Raw genomic sequence first — 22,961 nt, 5'->3', positions numbered from 1 at the left:
CCACGCACTGCACTTGGCCGGTAACTGCACTGCATCTACTGCCGGTAAGGTGCATGATGACTGTTCTCGACGTGATCGAAGGCGGCACGATGACACCCGTGCAGCGATGGACCGGCCGCGAGACAAAGGCACTCCGCTATGCACTCCGCATGAGCATCCGTGACTTCGCCGCGCACCTGGGCGTGGCCGAACGGACCGTTTCCAAGTGGGAAGCCGGCGGGAAGAGCGTGAACCCCCGCCCTGAGATGCAGGCGGCCCTGGACACTGCCCTCGCTCAGGCTGCCGACGAGGCTCGACGCCGGTTCGCGGCAGCGCTTCCTCACGCAAATCTGCCGGCTCCGGCCTCCGGAAACGGGCTCGACCTTGGAGCCGCCGCGTGTGGGCAGGTTGCGCGGACTCGTCAAGCCCTCGGACTGAGCGTCGGAGACTTCGCCGCCGTGCTGGCCCGGACGCTGACCTGGCGGCCCACCAGAGACGACGTCACCAACTGGGAGACGAGCACGGTCCCACCCGGCGACGTGATCCTCGCCCTCTCGGCGATTCTCGACCCGTCCGGCGCGGGCAACCTGGATGAGGCGCGGATCGGAGACCTCATCGCCGTCCACCCGAACCGCTCCGAGTTCTCGACCAACCTTCCGCCTGATCAACTGCTCAGCGGCGCGAGCACCGTGCGCGCCGTGGGCCTGTCGCTCAACCTCCTGTCTCAGGGTTACCCGGATCGCCGCTGGCACGACCTGGTCGAGGCCGGTGCGCACGTCCGCCTTCTGTTCCTCGATCCGTCTGGGCAGGCTGTCCAGGCACGCGAGGCGGAGGAAGGCTTTCCGGCAGGGCAGTTGTCCGGGCTGACGAAGCTCAACATCGAAACGCTGATGCGTGTGCGTGACCGGCTGCCCGACGGGCTCCAGGACCGCATGGAACTGGCGGTCTACGACGACACGTTGCGCTTCAACGTAATCCTGGTCGACGATCTCTGCGTCGCGCAGCCGTACTTGGCGGAGAGCCGAGGGGTCGACTCCCCCGCGTTCGTCGCCAGGCGGAGACAGGCTCGCGGCTGCCTGTATCCGGTGTTCGAGCAGCACTTCGAGACGCAGTGGCGACGGGGGCAGCAGTTGTGAGCGACTACGGACCACTGTTGCCTGTTGCGATCGAGGCGGTTGCACGGGCGGCCGAGGACATGCGGCGTAAGCCACCGGGCGCGCTCACGACCAAGGGCGACCGCGACATGGCGTCCGCCTTGGACTACGAGATCGAACGCAGCGTCCGCGAGCTTCTCCGTATCGCGACTCCCGACATCGGGTTCCTCGGCGAGGAGGACGGCCTCAGCGGGTCGGGTGAGCTGCAGTGGGTGCTCGATCCAATCGATGGGACCGCCAACTTTGTGCGAGGCATCCCGTTCTGCGCGGTGTCGCTCGGGCTGCTGCACCACGGCGAGGCGGTTCTCGGGGTCATCGAATTGCCCTTCCTCGGCAACCGTTACGCCGCCGCGCAGGGCGACGGCGCAACGGTCGACGGCAAGCCGATTCGGGTGAGCCAAACGAGCCGGCTGAGCGAGGCGATCGTAGCGATCGGCGACTATGCGGTGGGCGAGGGTGCGACGGACAAGAACCGACTCCGGCTAGCGCTGACCACGCAGCTCGCCGAGTCCGTGCAGCGTGTGAGGATGACTGGCTCGGCGGCGCTTGACCTGGCCTGGCTGGCCGAAGGCAAGGTTGATGCCGCACTCACGCTGTCCAACCGTCCCTGGGACATGACTGCGGGAGTGACCATCGCACGAGCGGCAGGAGCTCAACTGGTGGATCAGGACGGGACCCGGCACGACGTGAACTCGTCCGTGACACTTGGCATCACGCCAGCCCTGCTCGAAGACACCCTCGGCCTGTTTGCGAGAGCGGCTGCTTGACATAGCCGAACGTGCCCAAGCGCTGACTGCGGCCAGCCCCGCGGTGACCTGAGCACAGGCACAGCGGGTTCACTTCATGTGCAGACAACGCGACGGCAGGATGCGTCGAGGAGTTGGGCATGTCCGCAATGACGACACCCCGTCAGAATCTTCCACGTCTTCGGCGTGGCGACGGCGCGTTCGCCGAGGTTCGAATCTTGGACGTGATGCGGATGGCCGACCTCTACGGTGAGGCAGACGAGTGCGTCGACGCTTGAACGGTGTCCAAGACGTCGCCGCCAGCGCCTTGATAGCCCTTCCCCTCTTATATCGGACCGCAATCAGGTGCACCCTGAGGGCAACGCCGATACTCAGACGGGAGTTGTTCGGCTGGCTCGCCCTAGGCGACATGGATGACTAGGAGCCCTGATTGCGGGATGGCTACAGGGCGAGCCATCCCCTAGAGTGTCCACATGAGCTTGACGGTGTCAGCGACCGAGGTTCTCCGACCGCGCCTGCTAAGCATCCCGAACTACCAACGCGGCTACGCCTGGGAGCAAGAGCAGGTGCAGGATTTCCTCGACGACCTCAGCCTCCTAGAACCCGGCAAGACTCATTACACGGGTACAATTGTTTTGCTTGGCGGCGGGGAGCCCTTAGTCGACGACGAGTCGAACGCCCTCGTGCGAGCGGATGTCGTCGACGGACAGCAGCGTCTGACAACGTTATGCCTACTACTAAACGAGCTGCGCCGTGCCCTCCAGGTGGCTGGGCGCGAGGATGCCGCCCAGGGCCTACGGCGCCAGTTCCTCCTCATCTCGGAAAAGGGCGTACCTCGCAACAAGCTCCAAGTCGGCCCCGACTCCGTAGCCGTGTGGACGGCGTTACTCAACGACACGCCCGTGCCCCCGCCAGAGACGCTTTCAGCCAAGAGGCTTCAGCGCGCAGCACTGCAGATACGACAGCACGTGGAGGAACTGGCCTCCAAGTCAGACGACCACGTGGACGCACTGTTTTCGCTGCGAAACCTCGTCGTGACCGGGTTGCATTTCACGCTATACACACTGAACCAGCAGGCGGAAGTAGGCGTCATTTTCGAGACGCTTAATGACCGTGGCAAGCCCCTCACAGAGCTTGAGAAGGTCAAGAACTACCTGCTCTTTTTGGCCGCCAGGCTCCCAATTGGACAGCAGGAGGCCCTGGCAGATCGCATTAACGCTGCCTGGTCCACGATCTACCGGCTTCTGCTAGAGGTAGCGATGGTATCGCCAGCCGGTGAGGACCAATTCCTCCGCGCTCACTGGCTCGCTGCAGTCGACCCGGTCCCAACTAGATGGAGGGGCACCAAGTCACTCAAGGCACACTTTCCGAGGCAACAATACCTCGGCAAGCCAGAACTATTGATTCGAGAAATCGGAGACTACGTTGATTCGCTAGCTAGAGCAGCGCGCGCGTACGCCGATTCGCTCCGACCCAAAATTCAGGCCTTTGCAGATTTCGGACCGCTCGCAAGTAAGGCGCGCAGCGCCCACGAGCGCTTGTCGCGAGCAGGTACGGTCGCTGTCTTCCAGCCACTTATGCTCGCACTCCGTGAGCGATCCCCTGGCGATGGTCAGACCTATTTAAAGGTGCTCGATTTGTGTGAGCGTTTCGCCGTGCGCACCTACCTCATCGGAGGATATCGCGCCGACGCAGCGCAAACACGGCTTTACCGCCTTGCACACGAGGTGTACATCGGAAAACGCACGCCTTCGTCCGTCGAAACCGCGCTACGCGCGCTTGCCTTGGACTACGCCAATGACACCTACGTCCGCCAGTCGCTGTTAGACACTGAATTCAACTGGTACCGCTGGGGAGCATTAAAATTCTTCCTCTACGAGTACGAACTGAATCTGCTTGGCGGGGCAACACCAGAGATCAATTACACCTTCTTCGAAAAGAGCAAGCGCGAAAAGACAATCGAACATATCCTGCCACAGGCCGCCAATTCATCATATTGGCAAAAACGCTTCGACAGGAACGAACGACGGCAACTTACGCACGCCTTGGGAAACCTCGTCCTAACAAGGGACAATAGCGCCTACTCGAACAAAGACTTTCCCAATAAGCGTGGAGCCGCTGGACCTGGCATTGCGGCGACGGCTTGCTACGCTCAAGCACCACTCGCACAAGAGCAGGAACTAGCCCGCCTTGCCGATTGGACCCCGGAGGAAGTGCTAGCCCGACAAGAGCGTCTCGCGGACTGGGCACTTAAGCGCTGGGCAATCGATTTTTCAGATTTTGACCTAGGCATCGAATTGGAAGATGAGGAAGATCCAAGTGATGACCCTGCAGATCCGAAGCCTGCGGATCTCATTATGAATGAGTAGCACTACCGTTAGGCTATTGCGCGTCCCTACAAAGCAGGAGGAGACTGAGCACCCTCAAGGGGTCGCTATGATCAGGGGCAGTGCGATCGCAGTCAACGGAAGGGATTCAACGTTAGCTGATCCCAGCGCCCGGCCACAATGGCGCTGCCTATCGATGACACTGCGGCAGTCGCTGGTCTCCTCAGCCCTCTAGCGGCAAGGTTCTAGCACGCGAAACCTTGTGCACGGCACCCTTTACCGCTGCGACATGCTCCACGACCGCCGCTCCTACAGCCTTCGCCAGCAGTGGCGGCACCGCATTTCCGATGAGACGCCCGAGCGGCGCGAACTGTGCCGGCTCGCCCGGCTGGGCGAATTCGTAGTCCTCGGGAAAGCTCTGCAGGATAGCAGCTTCTCTCAGTGTCATCGCTCGGTCCTGTTCGGGGTGCCCGAACCGCCCGGCTCCGAAGCTGTACGACAAGGTGGTGATCGTGGGCGATGGCTCGTCCCACTTCATGCGGGCATACACGTTCCGGAACGTTGCACCTGACGCCTTTCGGTGGCAAGGAGCGCGCAGTTCCTCCGGCCATTCCTCCCAGCTGCCGCCAGGGCTGGACCGCTTGATTCGCTCGAGGTTCAGCGGTGTCAGCGTGCGGCTCTTGTGGAGGGGGTCCGCAGAGTGGGTCTCGCCGTGTCCGATGGGCGGCAGGCCTCCGATCGCCTGACGAACGGTGGTGTACTGGACAGGAGCGACGGCACCCTTGGGCACAGCGATGTCACCGAGCAACGAGGCAACCAGGACCAGACGGCGGCGATGCTGCGGCACCCCGTAGGCCGGGCAGTAGCAGGACGCGAAGTCCACGTGGTATCCGAAGTCGCGCAGCTGCTCGACGAAGTTCTTGAAGATACGCGTCCCGCCGATCCGAGGGACGTTCTCCATGGTGACGATTTCGGGCATCGTGCCTTGGACCAGCCTGCGCACCTCGTCCACGAGGGGCCACTGGGCCTCGTTCGAAGTGTCGACGCCGCGCCGGTACGACGAGAACGGCTGGCACGGCGCGCACCCAGCAAGCACACGGATGGCACCTGCAGGCCACATGGCCGAGAGTTCCTCGACGGTCAGGTCACGGACGTCCCGCCTGTGGAACGGCGCCCGAATGTTCCGTCGATACGGATAGTCACACGTACGGTCGAGGTCAACGCCGGCAGCAACGCGGATTCCTGCATCTTGCAGTCCCTGCGAGAGTCCGCCGACGCCGCAGAAGAGATCGACGGCAGAGATCCTGACAGCTCGGGCGGGCATGCTGGGACTGTAGTAGATCACGGGGCGAAGACGGTGTCGGGCGGGTACACGACGTGGGCTCCATCGCATGGACAAGAATCAGCCGAGCGTGGGGTTCTCCCCCACGGCGGAGCGTGGCGATCAGCCGCTACCGACAGCACGACATGCCGAGGCGGTCGTGGGCCCGACTCGCCCAGGCCCATGCGATCATTCGGGATGGTAGGCCCCTTAGTCACGAGTGTCGCTATACACGTTCATGTAGTGCCAGTCCAGATACCGCTTCCCAGGTGCCGCAGCCCCCTCTGGCAGAAGCAGACGACGTGACAGCGGCGGGCTCCCGAACGATGAGCGCGCCGCTGGATCCGTTTGGACCGCCTCCTGCACGTCTGGGCGGACGTGCACCCGGAGCGCATGGTCGATCGCCAGGAGCCCGGTGTCGAAGGCGACGTCGTGCGTGGGGCATGCAGCGACCCCGTTCTGCGGATCGAGCCGCTCGGCGGAGGTACTCACCCTCCAGGGCTTGATGTGACTGGCGACGAGCATCCGTTGCGCCGCGCGGCCCTTCGTCTTCACGCCCAGGCCACAGAAGGCGCACCGATGCCCATGGTTATGGAGGACGTCGCGCGCGAACCGATGCTGCCCGACCCGCACCGAAGCCATGAGGAGTCGTTCGGTCACTCGCTCCGGAAGGTCCGGTGCCTTCCGGGACCAGCTGGCGACCTTCTCCTGAACCGCCATCTCCAGATCCGAGTGGGTCAGCTCTTCCTGCCCGAGGAGGTGCAGCCCGTCACCGCCTTCCAGGCCGAGGAAGTCCGGCAGCTCGTCCGGCCCAATCCCTGCCTCGCGGCCCGCTTCGAGGATGAGCCGGTAGGTCGCTTCCAGCCGCCCGGGGTCGGCGAGGAGGGTCGATGCGACATGGACCTCGTACCGAGCCCCGTGGGCCAGGCCGCCATCGAGGTTTCCCATCTTGGCGATCAAACTTCCGTTTGGGCGCCTGAACAGCCGGGCGAGCGTAGGGATGGGTTCTTCGGCGAGGTGGGCGGTCGATCCACGGTACCGGCGATGGTTGAAGACGAGACTGGCCGCAAGGCACAGGAGGGTCTCGACGGGAGTGAAGTCCTCTTGCCTAGCACCAGGCCTGGGAGTCCGTCGGAGGATCGACCTCCACTGGTTCACCGCCTGCCCGGCGCTCAGATCGAGGTAGTCGCCGATGGTCGGCATCGCTCAGCTCCTTCGCGTGCCCTCTCGACCGTGTGCGCAGCTATGACTTGGCGTAGCTGCCGCCACGGTCTCGATCGTTCAATGGCCTGCTGACGGAGGCACATGCCTCTCGGACCCTCCACGATCAGCCTCGAGTCACCACCACCAGTCGGTCTCGGGCTCGGGTGGCTGCCACGTACCTCAAGGACCTGGCCCGCAGTTGCGCGTCCGCCCGCTCGGACGGGTCCAACGACTCGAGGCGTGCCAATTCGGCGGGCGACGGGTTGCCAGTCACGAGGACGACCTTGGAGAACTCCGTACCCTTCGCGCGATGCATGGTCATGACCGGCACCCGCTCGGCTTGCGGCCGTTCACGATCGACGGCGCGGGCAGGGACGTTCGCCTCGGTGAGGGCGGTGACCACGCGGTCTCGATGGAACCGGTCCGGCACCAGGACCGCTACGGTCTCGGGGGCGTCTCCGGCGTCGAGCCAGGCACGGACGTGGTCGACGACGGCCCGGAGCTCGGCGGTGAGTGAATCGACCGGCTCGATGGCGGGTGCCGGCCCGGTTCGAGCGGACCGGTAGCCCGTCGTTTCGCCTTCTTCCTCGAGGTCGACGTACTGCCCGCCGTCGAGGATGCTCATCGCGTAGTGCAGGTTCTGCGCGGTGGTGCGGTAGTTCAAGGTGAGCCGCTGGGAACGACCGACGATGGCGACACCGTATCGACCGAGGACGACCCGTGTGCCGTAGATGCGCTGGTGGGAATCCTCGGCAATGAACAGGTCGTCGGCGTGTTCCCCGACAAGGGCACGCAGGAACAGCCAGTGGGCGGGAGAGAGATCCTGCCCCTCGTCGATGAGCACATGATCGGCGGGGCGGTTGCTCTGCTGCGCCAGGTAGGTGGCAGCGACGGCAGCGGCCTCGGTGAAGTCGAGGCTTCCGTCGATACGGCTCTGGGATCGATACGCGGAGATCAACGCCCACACGGCCGACCGCTTTGCGCGGTCGAGGGCGACGCTGCGCCCGGGACGGCGTACCCGGAGGTAGCCCGCCTCGTCGTGGATCCTGTTCGGCAGCACGACGTGGGCGTACTCGGTGGACAAGAACGTCTCGTTGCAGAGCTCGTGCGACAGGGTGGTGCCGGTCGACTCGACGATCTCCCGCCACCGGGTGCCCACCGTACGTGCCAGGGGGGCGGCGCGATCCTCGCCGAGCACTTCCCGCATCGCCGCGCTGAGACCGCTGCCAGCAGCGCGCAGCACCGCGGCGGCAAGGGCATCGACGCCAGCCACGTGGACGCCCGGCTGGCCGAGCGCCTTGGCTTGGCGCACGCGCGGGTCGAGCTGGGTGAGACCGTCGCCGAGAGCTTCGGCGAGATTCGTGGTGAAGGTCGTCAGGACGATGCGCGCACCAGGGCCGCGCTGGGCGAGGGCGCGAGCGCGGTGGATGAGCACCACCGTCTTACCGGTGCCGGCCCCACCGAAGAGACGGAAGGGGCCCTTGTAGCTGCGGTCGACGTAGCGACGCTGCTCGGGGTGCAGGAAGATCCGCCACGCACTGAAGTCACCCCCTTCGATGACCCTGCGAAGCTCGTCCTGGTCGTCGATGAACGCGTACTGCAGCGCAGCGGCGGGTCGCCTGAGGGACTGGAGGACGTCGGCGTCGGCGTCGCCGGACGGCGCGGTCTTCTCGAGCTGCATGCGGGCGACGATCGAGCCGACCGTGTCGCCGGCGGCGAGGTCGACCAGGATGCTGCCGATCCACCCTTCGTGACGTTGGGCGAGATCGAGCACGGCGTCCTCGTCGGTGGCAGCCATCGCCCGATCGACGATGTCGTCGGGCAGGCCGAGGGTCTCGACGAGATCGACGGAATCGTGCCCCAGGCGAACGAAGAGCGGCTTCGCCGGCTGTTCCGCCGCCAACGGGGCGGCGGGCAAGGCCGCGGTCGGCGGGGCGATCTCGTCGATCTGCGGTAGGCCGTTGATGGGGTTGACCTTGAGCCGTACACGTCGAGCGACGGCGATCGCGTCGTCGTGCGCCCAGATGCCGTGGATGACGTAGTGGGTCTCGCCGTCCCCGTCGAGCCGGAACATGACCGCTCGCCAGAAGTCGTCAACGCGACCGGTACGCACCCGAGGGTCGACGCAGTCGTTGATTGGTTCGACGTGCAAGCCCGGGGTCGTGTCGTCGGCGCCGAGCTTCTGCAGGAACGTCATCGCCTTGCCGCGGATCGAGCCGTCGATCTTGCTGGCGAGCTTGCCCATGATGATCGTCGGCATCAACCGTCTCCGTGCTTCTCAGGGGCGGCGCTGGCCAGGGTGGCGGCCACGAGGTCGGGCGAGGGATCGAGGACGCGCCAACCCGCAGCGGCAAGATCGACTCGATCTTGGCGTGGCATGTGCGGGAACGCAACCGCGACCCGTTGGTCGGGCCAGGAGAGGTCGAGCGGGATGCCGTCGGGGCCTTCGGCACCGACCACGGGCGGAGCGAGGCCGGCCTGGGCGGCGAGGGCGGCGACGAGGTTGCGTTCGTCGCCGGGGGCGGATGCGTCGTAGACGTCCGCCCACGCACCCATCGGACGGCCAGGTCCGGCTAGGTTTTCGAGGGAGGCGGTGCCCGATGGTCCAGCGACCAGGCTCGTCGTCGTGACGACGGTCGGCCAGTCGCGAAGCGCGAGGGCGTTGGAGAAGCGGAGCCACGCCCGCCACGCCTTCGCGTGGGCGTCGTCGAGGACCTCGTCACGGTCGTCGAGGACGGCGGCGACCTGCACGACCATGGTCGACGACATCTCGACCACGACAGCGAGCCCGCCCGCGCGGTGGACGAACACACGTCGGTCACCGGCCGGCAGGTGTTCGTCGACCAGGACCGCCCGGCCGACCTCCTCCAGCGTCACCGTCTCGGAGACCTGGACGGGCTGTGCCTTGCTGGAGACGAACATGGGTACCGCTCGGGCCACGGCCCGCACCGCCGCCGGGTTCGGATCGACGACCCAGTCGATGAGCCAGTCGACGGGCCCCCTCCCGAGCGACTTGTAGGCCTCGGGCGGTGCCTGGAACTGCGGGATGTTCATCAGGTTGCCGGCCAGTCCGGGGTTGTACCAGTCCGGGGCGGATCCACTGCCGTCCTCGGCGGCGACGTCCTGCATGGTGACACCGAGGACGATTAGCCCTTCGTCCCGCAGGTCTGCGCGCTTCCGGGCGTCGTCTGCTAGCCGGTTCACCGCCACACTGGCGTGGTAGGCCCGGCCGTCGGTGAAGATGGCGACCTCGGGCACGTTCATGTCGTTCGTCTCGAGCAGGAAGTCGGGCCGGGAGCCGGCGACGTTGACCTGCGGGGTGAGCGTCCACTGGCGGTGTGCGCCCGGCAGCGTGAAGCGCACGATGTTTCCGCTCGGTCCGGGCACCTCCGTGACCGCCGCGCCGTTCCTCCGCAGCCGGCCGACGATCAGCCGGTGGAACGCGCGCTCCAGGTGCGATTCGGGCTCTTCGTGGGGTGGCACCTCGGTCACCGTCCAGGTCGTTCCTTCGGCGGTCTCCGCGTCGGGAGCCAAGCCGAGGAGGGTACGCAGGTGCCGCTCTGCCGACGCCCGCGAGACCCGCCGGATGGCGCCCGGAGCTGTGAAGGGTAGCAGGCATCGATGGCAGGCGAGCCGCTCCTCGTGCCGGCATTCGCAGTCACGAACCCGGTTCCACGCGAGGACCAGCAGATCGCGCAGGCGTGCCGGGTCGGCGGTCTCGGCGAGGTAACCGGTGCCGCCCGGAACCACGTCGTGCAGCAGGAGTGCTTCGTGGTTGTCGCTGCCGTCCGAGAGCGTCGGATCGACGACGTGCTCGACGCGGATGTGGTCGGGGTGGCCCCCCATCTGCTCACGCAGGCCGAGCAGGAGTGCAGCGGAGAGGCTGGGCAGGGCGAAGTCGTCGCCGAGGCTGACCGCTTGCGGCAGCCGGATCAGCAGGCCTTGGGTGCGCAGCGTCCGGGACAGCGCAACGGTCTTGGTCGTCTCCTTCGGCGACTTCCGGTACGGGCACCAGGGCCGGTGCTCGTGGGGCCGGTTTCGCCCGGACTCGGTGTCCTTCTTGCCGCAGCCGGCGCAGACACGGAAGAGCGTGCCCTGCCGTTCTGCGCCGGCTATGGTGCGGGTCGTTCCATGGCCGGACGGGCCCATGTTGAGCCATCGCAGGTCGACGGTGCGCAGGTAGGTGCAGCCGAGGCCGGTGCTCTCGGCGAACCAGCGACGGGTGACGTTGGCGGGATCGACGTCGGCGGTCGGGACGATCTGGAAGGCGACCCTTCCGCGTTCGTCCTTGCGGTCGGAGATCGCTACCTCGTCGCGCCGCACTTCTGCCGACACGCGGGTCAGCTCGACCACGTCCAGGCGTTGGCCGGTGTCACCGATTCCGGTGCTGCCGCAGCGCGGGCACGAGGAGACCGGCAGTTCTCGGCCGGACTCCGCAACGTCGACCGCATATCCGCAGTCGGGGCAGAAGGCCCAGGTGCGGATGGAGGCACCGTCGAGGCCAAGGTCGACCGCGTCGATCTCGATCTCCCAGCCGCGGGCGTAGAAGGTCGCTCCAGGGGCGAACTCGACGAGGGCCTGTGCGGAGCCGCGCTCGAATCGGGCGCTGCCGTACTCGTGGGTGCCGCTGTCGGGATCGGTCCAGGACAGCCCGACGTCGAGGGTGACGGTGTCGTCGAGGAGGGTGTAGTTGGGCAGCAGCCCGTACTCTTCGAGGACGCTGATCCAGTAGATGCTCCGCAGGTGGGCGAGCTGGCCTGCGGTGAGCTTCCGGGTGGCCTTGGCAGATCGCAGGGCCTGCTCGTCGTCGTCGGTCTTGGCTGGTGACTGGAAGCGTGCCTCCAGCTCGGGCAGGAGCGCGTCGATGTCCTTCTGGCGGCGCGTCAGGGTCTCGACGGTGGCCTGCCAGCGCCGACTGGCCAACCGAACGTGGTCGGCGAAACCGCTGGTCCTCGGGCCGTTGGCGGGACGTAACCAGTCGCGCAGCCCGGATGCGACCTCCTCCGGCAGCTCATTGAAGGTGGCGAGGAACCGGGGCAGGTTCTGGTCCACAGTCTGCTCGGCGTGCAGCACGAGGTCGCCGAGGAACGTGCCCGGTGCGCACGATCCGATGGCGCCAACCGCCGACCTCGGAGTTCGCCAGCTGGCTTTCCTAGCAAAGCCGTCCACCAGGTAGGCCGTGTACTGCCGCCGCAGGATCTCCTCTGCCGCCAGGTACGTGGCGGGCGGCCGGACCTCGCCGTCGACGACGGAGAGCGGGTCGCCGAGCTTGGGAAGGTGCTCGCCGCGGCCGGCGACGAAGGCGAGGTTGAGCGCGTTCCCGGAGAGACGCCCGGCACGCCCGACGCGCTGGAGGTAGGAGGCGACGGTGCGGGGCAGCGAGGCGAGGAACACCGCAGACAGGTCGCCGATGTCGATGCCCATCTCCAGGGTGGGCGTGGCGACGAGCACGTTGGGGGCTTGCGGACTGGTGGCGGCGTCCCGGAAGCCGTCCTCGTACTTCAACCGGGTCTCGTCGTCGAGGAGACTGGTGTGCTCGCGGGCGACGATCCGGCGCATGTCCGGTGAGGCGTAGAGACGCCGGTAGAAGTTGTCGGGCAGCTTGCTGGTCTCGAGGTGACCACCGCAGCGGACGTTGAGGCAGGGGGCTCCGACTAGCTGTTCGACAGTAGCGACCGTACCCGGCGTAGCGGCACGGCAGGTGCCGCAGATGAGGAGATGCCGCCCTTCGTCGAGATCGGCCTCGCTGGTGGGAGCGACGACGACCCCTGACGGTGGAATCGCGTACACGGTCGCGCCGGAGTCACTCGTCGTCGTGGTGAGCAGGCCTTCCCGGGCGAGTCGATCGAACAAGCCGCGGGCGAGGCGTCCGCCGTCGAGCGGCGAGATGTCGAGCACCCGGGAGGTCCAGCGGGCGTACCAAGACTTCGGCGAGGTGACCGCGTCGAGCCCGCCGCCGCGGACCGGTTCGTTGGAACCCCCCACCTTGGGGTATGCCGGGGCGGGGCGGCCATGGGGGAACGCCGGCATGCCGTCGCTACGGGGGCGTCCGATCCAGATCGACCAGCGGCGCCCGTCTTCCATCCGATACCGGGTGAACCACGGGTGATCGATGGCGCCTTGGGCCCGCATCCGTTCCAGCACGCCACGGACCCACTGCACCAGCGCGGCGTCATCGGTGCCTTCGGAGCCGAGCTTGTCCTGCCAGGACGCGGCCTGTAGCGCGGCGCGGGCGATCCGGGCCATCCGCGCCGCCTTACCTGCTTCGACCTCGACCGCGACGGAACCGGTGAGTTCGAGGGTGCGGCCGAGATGCGAGTTGAGACCGAACTCCAGTGCGGCGTCGAGGGCGATACGCTTGCGGACTCGCGCCTGCACCTCCGGGGGCACGGACCGCAGGGTCTTCGCCTGCCAGAAGGGCGTGAACGACTCGCGGTCGGCACAGTCGGGGGCGATGATGCGGTATCGGGTGAAGGTGTCGTCGCCCGCCTGCTGGATCACCTCGTTCACGAGCGCGTCGAGCGTGAGTGCGCCCTCCGCCACTGCTTCGCGTAGCACCGAGCGCAGGGTGAAGGTGTGGGAGCGGGCCTGTACAAAGCCGGCCCGGTGGGCGGCGTCCTGCACGGAGTCGGTGAAGACCAGGGCCTTCTTCTCGCTGGCGTCGATGGCCGGCGAGCCGAACAAGGTCGAGAGCGACACCGACAGCAAAGTGGCGACGGCGCTGCCGAGGAACCGGATGCCGTCCTCCTGTCCGCAGGACGGACAGGTGTCCTTGCGGCTCTGCTCGTCGGCGTCCTGCCCGGGGTTGGTGAGTACCGGCAGCACCCAACCGTCCCGGAGGTCCCGGTCGTCCTCGGCTACGTCGCCGAGGAGTTCCCGGTTGCGTACGGAGAACCAGACCAGTCCCTCGATCTTCTTACCCTCGTCGATGTGGACGGCGGCTTCGGCGGGGGCGTACAGCAGCGGCCGGAAGCGCCCTTCCCTGGACGCGTGGTTGCGACGGATACCGTCGTCCTCAGCCGCGAGGCTGTGGCCTACGGGGGCGAGACCGATCCCCCAGCCAGAGCGACCGCAGTGCCGGCAGTAGATCGCAGGAAACGACGGCCGGGCTTCTTCGGCGTCGGTGCCGGCGACCGGCGGTCCGTCGTCGCTCCAACGGAACCGGGTGGTCGCAGCGGCGGCGCGGTCGATACGGGTGAGTTCGCGCACCCAGAGGTGGACGTCCACGGAGAGGGCGTCACGACCGACGACGGCCCGGACATGGCCGAGCATGGCGAGCAGGTACGACAGCAGGGTTTCGGCCCGGGCGGTGTTGCCGTTGACGTGGCCGAGCCCGCGCGCCATCAGGGCGTCGAGCGCGACGGCATGTTCCGCCTCCTGGGCGAGGTCCCTGACGAGGGGATGCGCGCGACAGAGCGCCAAGAGCAGCTCCGGGGTTGCGTCGGCGAACCGCTCGGGCTCTACGCCGTAGAGGAGGCCGAGGACGGTGGGGGTGACCTCTTCTCCGGTCGGGTTGTGTCCGAGCGCCGTGACGGCCTCGACTGCGGCGGCAACGTCGAGCGCGCCGATGTCGGCGGGGGTGAAGCCGGCCGCGGCCACGGCCTCGGCGGCGTCACCCGTCCATTCGTCGAGGCTGAGCCGCGTCTCGGTGACCACCGCGTCGGCGTCGAACCGCTCGCCGAACACGGTGCGAGCAAAGTCGAGCATCACCGCTGGGTCGCCCTTGTCGCCGAGCGTCGCCGACGTCGCTACCGGGGTGATCAGCCCAAGCGGGCGGTTGCGGGTGGCCCCGTCGAGCTGCGGGTCGTCGTCGTTCCAGTGACTCTTAAGTGCCAGTCCGAGGCGGCGCAGCAGCATCGCCACGTCGGTGCCTTGCGCGCCGTCGTAGGTGTGGAACTCGTCGAGTACGAGATAACGCAAGCTCGTCGCCGACTGTCGCCACAGCTCCTGGTCCTCAGCACGCAGCAGCAGCTGGTCGAGCATCTTGTAGTTGGTCAGCAAGATGTCCGGCGCGGTGTCCCGGATGATCCCCCGGTCGGTGATGAGTCCGTCGGGCGTTACGGCGGTGCGGGTCGGACCGGACTGCCCGGTGTAGAGGGCGGCGGTGACGTCGGCCAGTTCGGCGTGGGTCGTGAGCAGCTTCGTCAGTCGCGCCGCCTGGTCGTTGGCGAGCGCGTTCATCGGATAGAGAATCAGCACCTTCGTCCCCTTAACGCCCTGGCTGCGGGCGCGCAGGACGTGATCGAGGATCGGGTACAGGAAGGCCTCGGTCTTACCCGAACCGGTGCCGGTCGTGACCAGGGTCGGCAGAGGCCGGCGCGGCTGACCGCCAGCCGACGACGCGAGCCGGGCGAACGCTGCCGCCTGGTGGCCGTAGGGCGGGTAGCCCTCGTACCACTCCAGGGTGTCGCGCCAACCCTCGTCGGCGGGACGGAACGGCAGCCGCAGCCGCACGTACGGGCCCTTGAACATGCCGGACTCGGGATCCGACAGGAACCGGTCCAGGCTGTCGCGGGCATCCCCGTCGGTCAGCCCGAAGGTCGTAGTCAGGTAGTCGACGAGGCTCTGCCGGATACTGCTCGCCTGGAGCGTGGGGAGCAGAGCGGTCACGAACGCTCCTTCAGCAGCCGCTCGAAGTGGGCGTACGCCTCCCGCATGTCCGCTTCCCGATCCAGCGTCATGAACGGTAGCTCGTAGGTGTACGCGTTCCCCGCCTGGTTGGTCGCGGTGCGCTCCTCCTCGGTGATCCGGTCCCCCTTCTTCCGCCACACGCTCAACACCGAATTGGGCACGAGCCGCCCGTTGACGTCGTAGTAGTAGACGTTGCGGTCGTAGCCGTAGAGCACGGCGAACTGGGTGCGGTAGATCGTGCACAGCTCGTCGGCGGTCAACCCGAGCATGAGCGCGACGAGCGCATCGATCTCCACGAGCGCTTGCCGCCGATCGGCGGCGATGCGAAGCGGAGTTTCGGCGTTCCACACTGGCCCGACGCCGCCGAGGGGCCGGCGCCGCGCGTGCTCAAAGCCACCTGCCCATCCGTCGTCCATGAAGTCGGACGAGTAGCAGTCACGCCAGAGGTCAGCATAGGCGGAAGTAATGCAGTTCAGTCGCAACGCACGTGCAACGAGACCGTCGACAAGCGGGTGACCGATGTTAATCGGAAGGTTGCCAATCGTCCCGTAGAGGATCTCGGACTTTGGGGCACTGCGCACAAAGAAGTCGAGCACTAGCGACGACGTGAAGGCGCTGATGGCCACGAGCTTTATCGGGTCGCCGTCCTGTGAAGCCAGGGTATGGACGGGATTGACATGTGCGCTTCCCGGCGGCACAACTGCAGCGATCAAAGTCCGCTCCCCCGTGTTGGCGGCCATACGGCGCCAGGCGATGCGGTAGAGGTCGCGGGCTGGACGCGGATCGGCGTCACCCCAATGGGTATAGTCGCGATCGTAGCGATGCCGGTCACCGACCGGCTTATAGGCCGTAATTGGGACGGCATCTGGCGGCAACTTCTCGAAGTCGGCCGCTGACCAGTCCTGGTTGTGCCGCATCGTCTTGTTCGGCGTCTTGTAGAAGGGCGTGGCCACGAACAGGTGCGGCCCTTGCAAGATTACGTCACTCCACGAGTCGGGCACACCCCACTCCAACTCGAAGTAACCCTTGGTACGGTCGTTCTTCTCATTCCACCCTGCAGAGAAGTGGATCTTCAATTCGCCGATACGGCGGGAGTGAGACAGCTTGTCGAGCACGGCGGCAGTAGAGCGGTTTACGGCATTGACCATCCGCGCCTGCCGGACCGGAACGTCGGGCGATTCCAAGATCGCATGCCAGCTAGCCAAGGTTTCATCGCAGACGACGGTGATCCGACTTCGGTGTGGGCGTAGGTCCCACTTGCCATCTGGATCCTTAAGCCCTGGCTCCGGTCCGGAGCCGTCATGTTCGAGCGACCGGGCGACCGTGTCGGGGTGGTACATGGAACTAGCCGTAAGATAACGAGGCGCACTTCGGCCCTCACCGTAGACATGTACGCCATAGCTGACGAGATGGTGGATATCGAAAAGCTGGAGTTCGTTGACGAAATGCCAGTGCCGGCGCAGCCGCCCATACGTCACCTCGCGTAGGCGGCCCGCCTTCTCATCCGTGAAGTGAGACTCGGGGTGGATGAGGCTGACAACTCCTCGGCGGGAAGCATTGCGCCATGCCTGCTCCATGAAGCATCGGTAGAGATCGGGACGCAGTCCTTGCAGATACGGGAACTGCACTGGAGCCGATACGAGATCCCGGGCCGCAATGAGGCTGGCGGCCGTGTCTATGTAGAATTCTCGAGAAACGGGCGAGGAGAACGCTTCTGCTCGCATCCGGGCTTCGGCTACCTGAGAAAGCTTTCCACTCAATTCCCACCTAGGGTCGATCTCGGCGAGTGCAGCCTTTTCGTCGAAGTCGGGGCGCACCCACGGCGGGTTACCGACCTGAAGATTGAAGCCGCCCTTGGCGAACACCGCCACGAAGTCCAGGTGCCAGTGGAAGAAGCCCTGCTGCTCTGCAACCCGCTCACACACCACGAGCCACGGATGTTCGCGCAGCGCGTCGGCTACCGGACGGGCATTGGCGAAGCCGACTTCGAGCTTCTCAGCGGTATTGAGCTCGTTCCACGCCGCGCCGCCCGTCAGCGTCTGCCGCGGCAGCGATGGCTTACGCAACTCTGGGCTGCGGCCAAGCAGTGCCTGCAAGCCGGCGATCCACTGCGCCAAGGTGGGTGGCCCGAGCCGTACCCCGTCGACCCTGGTCGGCTCGTCGGTAAGTGGCCAGAACCAAAGGGCCGTCCACGCGTCCATGACCCGGCGCAGCCGCCGGTAGGCGCCATCGGCGTCGGCAAGCGCCGCCTCGATCTGGTCGCGCTGCACCGCACCACCCGACGACAGCTCTTCCGCGCCCCACAGGGGGATGGCGCGGCAGATCTCCTGCTCGGCGATCTGTAGGCGGCGGTAGGCGATCTGCCACAGCATCTCGACCCGATGCGCCAGCTCGACGAGCGCGTCGACCTGCTGTTTGGTCGGCTTCGCCTTCACGCCGCGTCGCCAGTCCTTGAGGCGCTTGGCCGCATCGGGTGCGAGCGCGGCAGCCTCCTTGGCGTCGGCGGCGGCACCCCATCCCTCGGCGGGCAGCAGGAAATGGTGGATGCCGTCGCTGGCGACCCGGCCCGCCTGCACGTCCTCAACCAGTGCGGTCAGTGGCACCTCATGGGGCACCTCGCCCAGCCACGACTTGCCGCTGACCTGGCTGCGCTGGTACACCGCGCGGCGTGCGCCGACCAGGGAGTTGCCGCGGCGCAGGTGCAGCCCGAACCACGGTGCCGACAGGCCCTCGACCATCGTGTCGAGCCAGAGCGAGATCTCGGCCAGCTCGACGGCGGTGGCGTTGAGGTCGACCCCGTACACGCTGTGCAGCGCGAGGTAGGCCTTGACCTTCTGGAGTTCGCGCGGGTAATCGTCCGGGTCGATCCGCTCCTTCAGCTCGTCCTGGCGGCGCTTCAGGTACTCCTCGGCGAGCTGCCGCACGGCCTCGATGGCGAACGCGCCCGATCCGAGCGCCGGTTCACAGACGGTCATCTCCAGGATCTCGGCGGCCCTGGTCGACTGCCCGCCCTGGTCGAGCAGCTCCTCCAGAGCCTGCCCGACGGTGAAGCGGGTGAGCACCTCAGGCGTGTAGTACGACGCCGACTGCTGCCGCTCACGTCCGGCCAGGCGGAACACGAACGAGCCCTCTTCGTGCACCACCGGCTGCAACTCGCCGGTCACCGGGTGCGGCTTCTTCACGAAGTCGGCCGCCGAGATGCCCTCGATCCGTTCGGCCGGCACCACCCACGAGCCCTTGGAATCGTCGCCGTTCTTGGCGACCTCGTAAAGATCGGTCTCGGCGAAAAACCCGGTGTACGACATCAGACCCTCGTAGACCGCGCCGAGCTGGTTGATGCCCAGCTCCGCGTACGAGATGAAGCCCCGGTCCTTGCCCCGCGCCTCCTTGCTGAGCAACAGGTGGGTGAGGACCTTTTGCATCGCCTGGTTACCCAGCCCGACAGCGTCGATGTGCGCGGTCGCCTCCGGCCGGAACAGGTCCGCCTTGAGGGCGTTGAATATCAGGCCTTGCGCGATCGCAGATCCCTCGCTGTCTTCGTCCTGAACGACAGTCGCGACCAGGGGATGGCCAGAGTCGACCAATCGGAACAGCACGCCGAGGGAGTCGTAGAGGTGGGTGCCGTTCTGGGCGCGCGGCGTGGCCAGCTCCACCTGGACCAGTTCCCGTAGCCGGTCCAGGCTGTAGCCCTGGTCGTACTCCGGCGCACCCACCGGCAACACGCCCAGCTCGGGTGACGCCTCGGCGTACAGGAGGAACAGGATGCGGTAGAGGAAACGCAGTGACTGCTTCGCCAGCGGCTGGGCCTCGCTTGCCGGCAGCGGGTCGAGCCCCTGGTCACGCCGGCGGTTGACGACCTCATTGGCGATGATCTCGACGGACAGGCGAACACCGTCGCGTAGGTCCTTCGAGACGCCGACGGTGTGCTTGACGGAGGCATCGAGGATGTTGTGCCACCACAGCTTGCCGTCGGCGTCCGGTGCGATCGACTGCGCGCAGAGGCAGGTGAGGGCACGGTCGATCTCACCGCCCTTCTTGCCGTCGTTGCGCTCGCAGACGAGCTGCACGTCGACGGCGAGGTAGCGTCCCTCGGCCCAGCGCTCCCGCTCGGCGAGCAGCGCCCATCGGCCGGCGAGCACGAGGATCAGGTCGGGAGCGTCGTCGGCGACGAAGAGCGCCGACACCAGTCGGGCCGCGGACTTCAGCTCGTCCCCGTCGTCGGTGAGCCTTACTGACTCGGGCAGCGTCACTGCGTCGCGAACCAGCAGTTCCTCGACGGTGGTGACCGGTCGTGCGGAGACCACGACCAGCGGCGCGCGATCGGTGATGCCGGGTGACGACACCCGCCACAGCGGTCCACCCTGGTCGAGGACGAGGCCGTGTCCCCGCAACTCCAGTACGTCGAGCAGGTGACGGTGCACCCCTGCCGCCACCGCGTCGGGGCTGCGGCCGTCGGTGTCGCGGCCCTCGCGTACCTCTCTGCGCTCGCTCGGGTCGAGCAGTTCGGCTAGCTTCGCCAGCTCGGCCTCGAGCTTCTGGCGTGCGTCGACGAACCGCGACCGCGGCGTCTTCCGGCCCGCCTTCGCCTCGGCGTCCCACTCGTCCCGGCGCTTCTTGACCTCCGCGCGGAACGACTCGCCCTTCGCCTCGGTGGTGAAGTAGTGCTCCGAGATCCAACCCTCACCGACGATGATCGCGTCAGACCCGCTCACCGCTTGCCACCTTCCATGTCCGGCACGACCACCAGCAGCGGCCGTACGAGCTGCCGGTCGGGGGCCATCGCCTGCACCAGCGCCTTCTCCTGTTCCACGCTCGTCCTGCGCTGCTTGAGGTCGCTGCGCTGGATGAGCACGTCGGCCTCTGCGTCCCAGTTGTCGAGCCGCCGCGTCCAGTCCTCGACCCGCTGTGCCGCGTCCCGCTCAGCCGCCTCGAAGACGTTGAGCAAATGGCTCTCCGCCTGATGGACGGCAGGAGCCACCAGCTTGCTCAGCTCCTCGACGGCCGTGACAGGCGCGGGGTTGTTACGTGCGATGTCCCAGCCAAGGGCCCACAGGGCCGCCCGAGCCGACTCGTGGGGGGAGATCAGCGTGAAGGACGGGTTCGCCGGTGTCGGAAACTCCGCTGTCAGCCAGGCGGTGGAGACGACCTGGCCGCGCCGGTTGGTCAGCGTGCCCAGCAGCAGCACCGTCGGAGCCTCGACGGTGCCGCGTACGGCGAAGACTTCGTTCCGACCCAGCGCTGCCAGTGCCCGGTCGGCTGCCCAGTCCAGCACGGGGTGCAAAGGGCTGAGGTAGTGGGCGTCCGGCCAGGAGATCTTGTCTTCTCGGCGTGCGGCGGCCAGTCGATCCTTGCCGCGTGCCTGGGTCGTGGCGAGCACCAGCCGCTCGGTGACCTTGCGCTCAGCGAGATACGCCTGCGGCAGCACCTCCAGGCGCTGTGCCAGGTCCGGCGGCGGGCTCAGCTCTACCGTGCCGAAGGCCTCGTCTCGACGCCAGCCGACACCACCGCGGCTCGGCTGCGCCGTCGGGTCGATGAACGCCTCCCGCAACGCGTCCTCCAGGTAGGAGACGTCGTCGGCGTAGAGGCCCGAGTCGAGGTCGAGGCCCTCATCCGGCTGGTCCTCGGCCGGCTGGGCGGCGGGCTGCCCGCTCGACCCCTCGAAAATCTGGGCGAACATGGCCGCCAGATCGTTGCCGGCCGCCACCGCTCCCACCGGACGCACCACGTCGTCGAGCTGCTTGTTGCCGGCGAGGACGTCACGGATCTGGTCCTCCTCGCCCTTGACGTCGTAGCAGCCCATCAGCGAGGCGGCGTCGCCTAGCGCGGTGTGGGCCTCGTCCTCCTTCTCCACCAGCTTCGCGAGGATCCGCACGTCACCGGCGAAGCGCCGGCTCGCAGGGTCCAGCAGCAGGGCCGTCACCCGCGGCGGGTGCTTCTGCCCGTACCGGTCGATACGGCCATTGCGCTGCTCGATCCGGATCAGACTCCAGGGAATGTCGTAGTGGACCAGTTCATGACACTGCGCGTGCAGGTTGACGCCCTCGGACGCCACGTCACCAGCGACGAGAACGCGTACCGGCGCCTGCTCCTGCTTGAACTCCTCCACGATGCGCTGCTGCTCGTCGTCCTCCCCACCGCGTACCATCTGCACGGCCTCGGCGGGCAGGCCGAGGTCCTTCGGCAGGTTCCGGTGCAGCCAGCTCAGCGTCGCCAGGCGCTCGGCGAACACGACCACGCGGGCGGGAGAGCCGCGGCCGACCCCGCACTCCTTCAGGTGCGCCACCAGTCGGGTGTACTTCGCAGAGGGCTGCTTCAGCGTCTTCTCGTTGAGCGCGGCCAGTCGTTCCAGCGCCTCGCACTCGCGCGCCTGCCGCTCCGGGTCTCCCTTCTCGTCGTTACGAAGCCGGCCCAGCCGCGCCTCGATCGTCTCCTTCAGCGCCGCCGGCGAGGAGAGGAAGGCCTTGGCGAGGGTCCACGGGAAGAGTGAGGCGTTCTTCCCCGAGTAGGGGCTGCCGCCCTTACCGGGCCAGAGCCACGTCTGCTCCAGTTCCTCGGCCACGGCGTTCTCCGCTGGCGTCGCCGGCACGAGGACGTTGTTCGGCTCCTGCCGCTCCGCCCAGTCGGCGCCGACGACCTGCGCGACCTCTGGGCTGTGCCGATGCCGCCGCACCACCAGTCGCCGCACCTCGTCCGCGACGAGTTCTCCGTCCGGCCTGACGGCTGACAGGTCCAGCAGGCGGATCAGCTCGGCGAACGACTCTGCTCGGCCGTTGTGCGGAGTCGCTGAGGCGAGCACGAGCGCCTCGCTGTTCCGCGCCAGCAGCCGCGCCAGCCGGTTGTTCAGCGTCGTGGCGTTCGCCAGGTTGTGCGACTCGTCGATGACGACGGCGTCCCAGCGATGCTTTCGCAGGCTCGCGACGTACCTATCCGATTTCAGGGTGTCGATCGAGATGATGACGCGCTTGTAGTAGGTGAACGGATTGCGGGTGGCGGGGAGCTTCTGCCGCACCCGTTGGATACCGGCCGAGTCGAGGCGGACGAACGGCAGCGCGAAGCGCGTCCACAGCTCGTGCTGCATCTGCTCGAGCACGTGGCGCGGCGTCACGATCAGGATCCGGTCGCCACGGCCACGTCGGACCAGCTCCGCGAGGATCATGCCGATCTCGAGGGTCTTGCCGAGGCCGACTGCATCGGCAAGCAGGATCCGTGGGCGCAGGTTCTGGCGGTCCAGCGCCTTGCGGGCCGCCGCCTGCTGGTAGCTGAGCACGTCGGCGAGTCCGCGGGTCGCCACCGAGAGCGAACTCTCCCCGAGCGGTATGGCAGTCTTGCGGATCGTCGACTCCAGCCACAGCCGGGCGGTCCGATACCGCGGACTACCGTCGGCGACAACCCGGGCGGCCGACGGCTCCAGAGGAGTCACCACGTCGAGGCTGTCGTAGAACGAGGCGGCGGTGTCACGGACCAGCTCGCCGAGGCCCTGGACGTGGAGCAAGGTGCCGTCGGTGGTCTCCTCCGTCGCCCGCACGAGCCACTCCTCGTCACGGACCACCACGACCGAGCCTGGAGCGTATGCACCCCTATGGTCGGCCTTCATGGTCAA

General features: G+C 67.0%; 9 protein-coding genes. 3 read left to right on the top strand and 6 right to left on the bottom strand.

All coding sequences use genetic code 11. The features are described 5' to 3' along the window. Positions 1-56: 56 nt before the first annotated feature. From AB0B83_RS01705 to AB0B83_RS01695, 3 genes are all read left to right on the top strand, one after another. Positions 57-1,115 carry a DUF5919 domain-containing protein gene (locus AB0B83_RS01705; protein WP_357576516.1) on the top strand — a complete coding sequence of 353 codons (1,059 nt, stop codon included), beginning with the start codon at positions 57-59 and terminating at the stop codon, positions 1,113-1,115. After that, a complete protein-coding gene (locus tag AB0B83_RS01700; RefSeq protein WP_357576515.1) occupies positions 1,112-1,900 on the top strand; it encodes an inositol monophosphatase family protein in 789 nt (262 codons plus the stop codon). The genes AB0B83_RS01705 and AB0B83_RS01700 overlap by 4 nt, the downstream gene beginning before the upstream one ends. 452 nt (positions 1,901-2,352) lie before the next feature. Continuing rightward, positions 2,353-4,248, top strand: coding sequence for a DUF262 domain-containing HNH endonuclease family protein (locus AB0B83_RS01695; protein WP_357576514.1), 1,896 nt, complete (start codon positions 2,353-2,355; stop codon positions 4,246-4,248). A 181-nt stretch (positions 4,249-4,429) separates the two neighbouring features. Here the strand turns inward: AB0B83_RS01695 and AB0B83_RS01690 are convergent, their stop codons facing one another. From AB0B83_RS01690 to AB0B83_RS01665, 6 genes are all read right to left on the bottom strand, one after another. Further along, entirely contained in the window at positions 4,430-5,530 is a 1,101-nt protein-coding gene (locus AB0B83_RS01690) for a DNA cytosine methyltransferase (RefSeq protein WP_357576513.1), read from the bottom strand. A 207-nt stretch (positions 5,531-5,737) separates the two neighbouring features. After that, the gene (locus tag AB0B83_RS01685; protein ID WP_357576512.1) at positions 5,738-6,730 is read right to left on the bottom strand and encodes an HNH endonuclease; all 993 of its coding nucleotides are present in this window, start codon (positions 6,728-6,730) and stop codon (positions 5,738-5,740) included. 124 nt (positions 6,731-6,854) lie between these two features. Further along, entirely contained in the window at positions 6,855-8,990 is a 2,136-nt protein-coding gene (locus tag AB0B83_RS01680) for a UvrD-helicase domain-containing protein (RefSeq protein WP_357576511.1), read from the bottom strand. Next, a complete protein-coding gene (locus AB0B83_RS01675) occupies positions 8,990-15,340 on the bottom strand; it encodes a DEAD/DEAH box helicase (RefSeq protein ID WP_357576510.1) in 6,351 nt (2,116 codons plus the stop codon). Before AB0B83_RS01675 ends, AB0B83_RS01680 begins: the two co-directional genes overlap by 1 nt. After that, positions 15,337-20,073: a class I SAM-dependent DNA methyltransferase gene (locus tag AB0B83_RS01670; protein ID WP_357576509.1), complete on the bottom strand. Its 4,737-nt coding sequence runs from the start codon at positions 20,071-20,073 to the stop codon at positions 15,337-15,339. Before AB0B83_RS01670 ends, AB0B83_RS01675 begins: the two co-directional genes overlap by 4 nt. Then, a complete protein-coding gene (locus AB0B83_RS01665) occupies positions 20,070-22,955 on the bottom strand; it encodes an SNF2-related protein (protein WP_357576548.1) in 2,886 nt (961 codons plus the stop codon). The genes AB0B83_RS01670 and AB0B83_RS01665 overlap by 4 nt, the downstream gene beginning before the upstream one ends. Positions 22,956-22,961 lie beyond the last annotated feature (6 nt).

Source organism: Micromonospora sp. NPDC049060 (genome assembly GCF_040649055.1).
Taxonomy (GTDB): Bacteria; Actinomycetota; Actinomycetes; order Mycobacteriales; family Micromonosporaceae; genus Micromonospora; species Micromonospora reichwaldensis.
Note: the sequence above shows the minus strand (reverse complement) of the source record. Positions and strands in the feature narration are given on the sequence as shown.

What these genes read in the sequence shown, in the direction of transcription:
- AB0B83_RS01695 (WP_357576514.1), top strand. Translation starts at nt 2,353, where the DNA reads ATGAGCTTGACGGTGTCAGCGACCGAGGTTCTCCGACCGCGCCTGCTA.
- AB0B83_RS01690 (WP_357576513.1), bottom strand. Translation starts at nt 5,530, where the DNA reads ATGCCCGCCCGAGCTGTCAGGATCTCTGCCGTCGATCTCTTCTGCGGC.
- AB0B83_RS01685 (WP_357576512.1), bottom strand. Translation starts at nt 6,730, where the DNA reads ATGCCGACCATCGGCGACTACCTCGATCTGAGCGCCGGGCAGGCGGTG.
- AB0B83_RS01665 (WP_357576548.1), bottom strand. Translation starts at nt 22,955, where the DNA reads ATGAAGGCCGACCATAGGGGTGCATACGCTCCAGGCTCGGTCGTGGTG.
- AB0B83_RS01705 (WP_357576516.1), top strand. Translation starts at nt 57, where the DNA reads ATGACTGTTCTCGACGTGATCGAAGGCGGCACGATGACACCCGTGCAG.
- AB0B83_RS01680 (WP_357576511.1), bottom strand. Translation starts at nt 8,990, where the DNA reads ATGCCGACGATCATCATGGGCAAGCTCGCCAGCAAGATCGACGGCTCG.